The sequence below is a fragment of the Lacrimispora brassicae genome, from assembly GCF_054772055.1.
The window spans coordinates 1-4,142 of record NZ_BRYH01000024.1 but is presented as its reverse complement, the minus strand read 5'-3'; the positions used below and the strand labels follow the sequence as shown (position 1 = coordinate 4,142).

Below are 4,142 nucleotides of genomic sequence, written 5' to 3'. Positions count from 1 at the left end.
ACCATTTCTGCGTATCTGTGTCAAATCCAATTTTCCCTGTGGTTTGGGGGTTCTTATGAAATTTAAACGTTGTTGTTTGTCACTGCTACTTTCAATCTGCCTGGTGTTGTCTGTGCCATTTTCTTCCTTTGCTAATTTGGCTACTGATAGTCAGGCTGTGTATGCTGCTGAGAATGAAGCCATTCAATCAAGGGCTTTTAGTATCACTCCATTTAGTTCTATTAGTACGATTCAAAATACGGTTGATTATTCCGGTGTTTTAGTTTCTTTTATTTATTATGATATGTATGGTGTTATCAAGTATTCTTATTTCCCGGTTGGGTCAGATGGTAGTTTTAAGTTTTCCCTTCCTTCTGATGTTGATATGCCGTGGAGACTTGGTGTTGTTCTTTCTAAAACTGCATTACCTTCTTCTGGTAATTATTCTGTTATTGCTGATTTTGGTATGCATACGGCATTGACTTATGGAACGTCTGCTATTAGTGTTAGGCGTGATAATAATAATGCTTCTTCTGAATATGGCGGTACTGAATCTTCTTCACTTATTCAGTCTATGGGGGATTTTCAAATATCTTCTGTTGTTGATCTTGGTTTTGTTTCTGCATTGGAACTCACTGCTACTATTATTGGGTCTGTTCCTTCTTCCTTGGGGGGCGTTGTTAAAATTAATTTTTCGAAAAGTACTGCTCCTCCTGCTTTCGCTTCTCCTGGTGCTGATACTGTTGGTCAAGATGTTCAAAATGCTATTTCAGATAATACTGGTAAAATGGCGGAGGAACAGGAAAAAACAAATGGTTTTTTAATTGAAATTATTCAAACAATTTCAAGTCAATTAAAATCTTTTTGGGATCAGTTAGCCGGGGAATTTACGAATCTTTATAACAAAATGAATCAGCAGCATCAGGAAGCTATGGAAGCTGTTGAGGATCAGACTTCTCGTTTAGAGGATTCTGTACAAGATCAGACACAGAAAGTCCAGGATAAACTGGAGGATGTAAAGACGGGAATTATTAGCGGTATTATTAATGGTCTGAAAAGTCTTTTTATTCCTTCTGATGAATTTTTTAAAACTTATTTTGATGATTTGTTCTCCTGGTTCTCTGATCGGCTTGGTTTCCTCTCCTTTCCCATTGATCTGCTGGTTCAGCTTGTGGAAATGTTTCTTGGCTCCTCTTCCACTGATTTTGTTGTTACACTCCCCTCTTTTGAAATCATGGGGGAGCCACTGCTCCGTGAGGCCAGCTTTAACTTAACGCAATTTTTAAATGAAAACTTTGGTTTTTTGCTTACTGCTATTCATTTGGTCGTAAGTGTGATTATGGTTTTTGGATTTGTAAAGCTTTGTGAACGTAAATGGGAGGAGGTTATGATGAATTGATTATTGAAAGTATTTTAAACTTGTTCTCTTCTGCTCTGAAGCTTATCTTTGGCTGGATTAATCTTCCGGATGTACCTCCTGAAATAGCGGATGTTGTTAATCAGTTATTTGGTTATATGAAGTCCGGAATTGGCCTTGTATTCCTCTTTGTTCCCATGCCATTGGTTCGGATATTGTTGCCTTTGGTCGTTGTGGTCGTGAATTTTGATAAAGTGTATAAGCTTGTGATGTTTGTTTTGAGGAAAATCCCATTCCTTGGAATTGAGTGAGTGGTTCCATGGTCCCAGCGTCAGCACCAACGGTGCGACGCCGGGACCATTACTTGACAGTATAAACACTTAACGGTTTTTTTGTAATTTTTATGATTTATTGGTTATTGTTTTCGTGGTATAATTTTGTAAAATAAATAGAAAGGTTGGTTTTTATTATGGATAGTTTTTCGATTAATGTTGATGTTGATACTATGATTTCTGTATTGGAGGATTGTAAGAAACATGGTCATAAGATTGTGGAATTAAGTTTTTATCCGTCTGAGGATTTTGAGGGGGAGGTTTTACCAAATCGTATTGTTTTTGGTGTTTATTTACCTTGGGGTGGTTATTGTTGTGATTATGGTGATGTTGATGAAGTGGATGAAGGTGCTTTTTCAGATTGGATGAATGAAATAGATAATAATGATGTGAGGTGATTTATATGGAACCGTATAATGTTAAAGTGATTACTTATCCTGATCTTACAAGGCAATATAGAATATACCATAGGGATGTGGTTTCTAAACAGAAAAAGTCTAATCGTTGTAAGAATCCATTTGATGATTATTGGACTAGAGATATAAAGGGGGATATTGGGGACTGTTTTAGTCATTCAGCTATGGTATCTATGAATCGTTCGCAAGGTAAAGTGTATAATTATGCTCGTTGTAATGATTGGGATTGGTTCGTTACGTTTACATTTGATAGAAAAAAGGTGGATAGGTATAGTTTTGATGCTTGTAGGAAGAAAATGTCTAATTGGCTTCAAAATTTTAGAAAGAAATATCCTGATAGCTATTATCTGGTTGTTTCAGAGCGTCATAAAGACGGTGCATATCACTTTCATGGGCTTTTTGGTGGGGTTGATGAAGAACAACTCGTTTGGACGGGAAAATATGTCAGAAGGACAATTAGAGGTTCTGGACGTACTGTTATTAAAATGACTAAAGAAAAGATTTATAAATTTGATCGTTATAAGTTGGGTTTCATGACTGCTACTCGTGTTAGGGATAGAAAAAGGGTCACTTCCTACATAACAAAGTATATCACGAAAGAGTTATGTGCTTCCACTTACAAATGTAAACGTTATTGGAATTCCAGGAACTTAATTCTTCCGACTGAGGAAACCTATAACTTTGATGATGTGGACCGTTTCATTCTGTCTACTGAGCTTTCACAAGAAGCCAAGTATGAGAAATGTTCGTTTATACAGTATGGGGAAATGACCCAAGGGTTAAAACTGTTTGAGTTGTGATATAAGTATAGCTAATTAGTAAGGTGTTGTCAATAAGTAAATATCGGGAGCGAATGACCTTAGATTGTTGGTGAGTAAGTGTACTAATAAAATGGAGGACTGAAAACGGGAGACGCTCCTATTTTGAGGAGGGAAATGTATATTTCCTTCCTCTTCTTGCTTAAGGGGTTAGGCCTCCGGTTATCGACGTGATAATGTCCGGGGGCCTATTTTTTATGGAGTAGGAGGAGGCTACGTTTTTAACCCCTACTTTGATATAGTCGGATGACATTGGCAAATTTATTTAGCTAGTTCATTGTATTGAATCAGGTACTGCTTTAGGATGTATAGTATTTGCTGGTTTAATGAGCGGTCATTTTTGTCTGCAATTTCTTCTAATTGTTTTTTGATATCTTCGGGTATTCGTAATGGATAAGCTTTGTTTTTGTGCGCTTGCATGGATTTGTCCCTTTCTTTTTTGGATATCCACTTGACATTGCGTGGATATGGTGATATATTTTGTTAGTGGATATCCACTGGCTATTATGTTCAATTCAAGTGGATATCATAACTAACAATTATATCATTTTTTGTTGTTTGTGTCGAGGTCCTGTGCTGATCTTGCCCATACGATGGAGCGGGTATTGCGGTTGCAGGAATGGAGGGCGGATGATCGTTTTTGCGTGGCGATAGGTAGACACCTTATAAAGGGTTGAAAAAGGAGGGTTACATATGTTTGGAAGGCTTGTAATTGGTAAAGAGTATCCTGCGGTTTTAAATGGTATAGTTCGTCATTTTACTGTGTTGGATTATGATCCATCAGATGACTGGTATGGTGTCAGGTGGGATGACGGTGATGAGGAAAATCTTTTCTTTGAAGATATCGAACGTTTGGTTGATAACTATTATTTGTACATATAAAAAGGAGGTTTCATTATGTTGGTTGCTGGTTTGTTTAAGTTTGTAGGTACGGAAAGAAGGCAGGGTTTTAAGGATCCCTCTCAGGTGTTTTATGTGCTTGGTCTTGCTCAAGGCCTGGATACTCTCCGGCTGTATGTGAATGCTGAGGATTTCGGGCGCTACTCTTCTATTGTTCCTTACTCAGATGTTACTGCTGAGTTGGATTATAATCCGGTGAGTAACCGGGTAAATTTGGTTTCTATCAATGTTCCTGAGGAGGTGAAGAAGTGATGAAGGTTATTAATTCTATCAAGCGTTACGGTGCTATCCCGGTGGCTTCCGGTCTTTCTGTCCTGGCTACGTTCCCGTCCTGGGCTGG

7 protein-coding genes are annotated in these 4,142 nt (G+C 37.8%); 6 read left to right on the top strand and 1 reads right to left on the bottom strand.

What is annotated here, in order from left to right; genetic code table 11:
- The first annotated feature begins 55 nt into the window (after window positions 1-55).
- From ACYVD3_RS11925 to ACYVD3_RS11910, 4 genes are all read left to right on the top strand, one after another.
- A complete protein-coding gene (locus ACYVD3_RS11925) occupies window positions 56-1,378 on the top strand; it encodes a hypothetical protein (protein ID WP_460642744.1) in 1,323 nt (440 codons plus the stop codon).
- Window positions 1,375-1,647: a hypothetical protein gene (locus ACYVD3_RS11920; protein WP_460642743.1), complete on the top strand. Its 273-nt coding sequence runs from the start codon at window positions 1,375-1,377 to the stop codon at window positions 1,645-1,647. The genes ACYVD3_RS11925 and ACYVD3_RS11920 overlap by 4 nt, the downstream gene beginning before the upstream one ends.
- Window positions 1,648-1,805: 158 nt before the next feature.
- Window positions 1,806-2,066 (top strand): hypothetical protein, encoded by a 261-nt coding sequence (locus ACYVD3_RS11915; RefSeq protein WP_460642742.1) that lies wholly within the window; start codon window positions 1,806-1,808, stop codon window positions 2,064-2,066.
- A 5-nt stretch (window positions 2,067-2,071) separates the two neighbouring features.
- Window positions 2,072-2,884 carry a rolling circle replication-associated protein gene (locus tag ACYVD3_RS11910; protein WP_460642741.1) on the top strand — a complete coding sequence of 271 codons (813 nt, stop codon included), beginning with the start codon at window positions 2,072-2,074 and terminating at the stop codon, window positions 2,882-2,884.
- Window positions 2,885-3,163: 279 nt separating this feature from the next.
- On the opposite strand, the gene ACYVD3_RS11905 is transcribed toward ACYVD3_RS11910, so the two are convergent.
- A complete protein-coding gene (locus ACYVD3_RS11905) occupies window positions 3,164-3,322 on the bottom strand; it encodes a type II toxin-antitoxin system antitoxin (protein WP_460642740.1) in 159 nt (52 codons plus the stop codon).
- A 273-nt stretch (window positions 3,323-3,595) separates the two neighbouring features.
- Between ACYVD3_RS11905 and ACYVD3_RS11900 the strand changes: the two genes are divergently transcribed.
- Both ACYVD3_RS11900 and ACYVD3_RS11895 read left to right on the top strand, forming a co-directional pair.
- Window positions 3,596-3,784, top strand: coding sequence for a tudor domain-containing protein (locus tag ACYVD3_RS11900; protein ID WP_460642739.1), 189 nt, complete (start codon window positions 3,596-3,598; stop codon window positions 3,782-3,784).
- A 15-nt stretch (window positions 3,785-3,799) separates the two neighbouring features.
- On the top strand, window positions 3,800-4,054 hold the full coding sequence (locus tag ACYVD3_RS11895; protein ID WP_460642738.1) for a hypothetical protein: 255 nt from the start codon (window positions 3,800-3,802) through the stop codon (window positions 4,052-4,054).
- The last annotated feature ends 88 nt before the right edge of the window (window positions 4,055-4,142 follow it).

What these genes read in the sequence shown, in the direction of transcription:
- ACYVD3_RS11925 (WP_460642744.1), top strand. Translation starts at nt 56, where the DNA reads ATGAAATTTAAACGTTGTTGTTTGTCACTGCTACTTTCAATCTGCCTG.
- ACYVD3_RS11915 (WP_460642742.1), top strand. Translation starts at nt 1,806, where the DNA reads ATGGATAGTTTTTCGATTAATGTTGATGTTGATACTATGATTTCTGTA.
- ACYVD3_RS11910 (WP_460642741.1), top strand. Translation starts at nt 2,072, where the DNA reads ATGGAACCGTATAATGTTAAAGTGATTACTTATCCTGATCTTACAAGG.
- ACYVD3_RS11905 (WP_460642740.1), bottom strand. Translation starts at nt 3,322, where the DNA reads ATGCAAGCGCACAAAAACAAAGCTTATCCATTACGAATACCCGAAGAT.
- ACYVD3_RS11900 (WP_460642739.1), top strand. Translation starts at nt 3,596, where the DNA reads ATGTTTGGAAGGCTTGTAATTGGTAAAGAGTATCCTGCGGTTTTAAAT.
- ACYVD3_RS11895 (WP_460642738.1), top strand. Translation starts at nt 3,800, where the DNA reads ATGTTGGTTGCTGGTTTGTTTAAGTTTGTAGGTACGGAAAGAAGGCAG.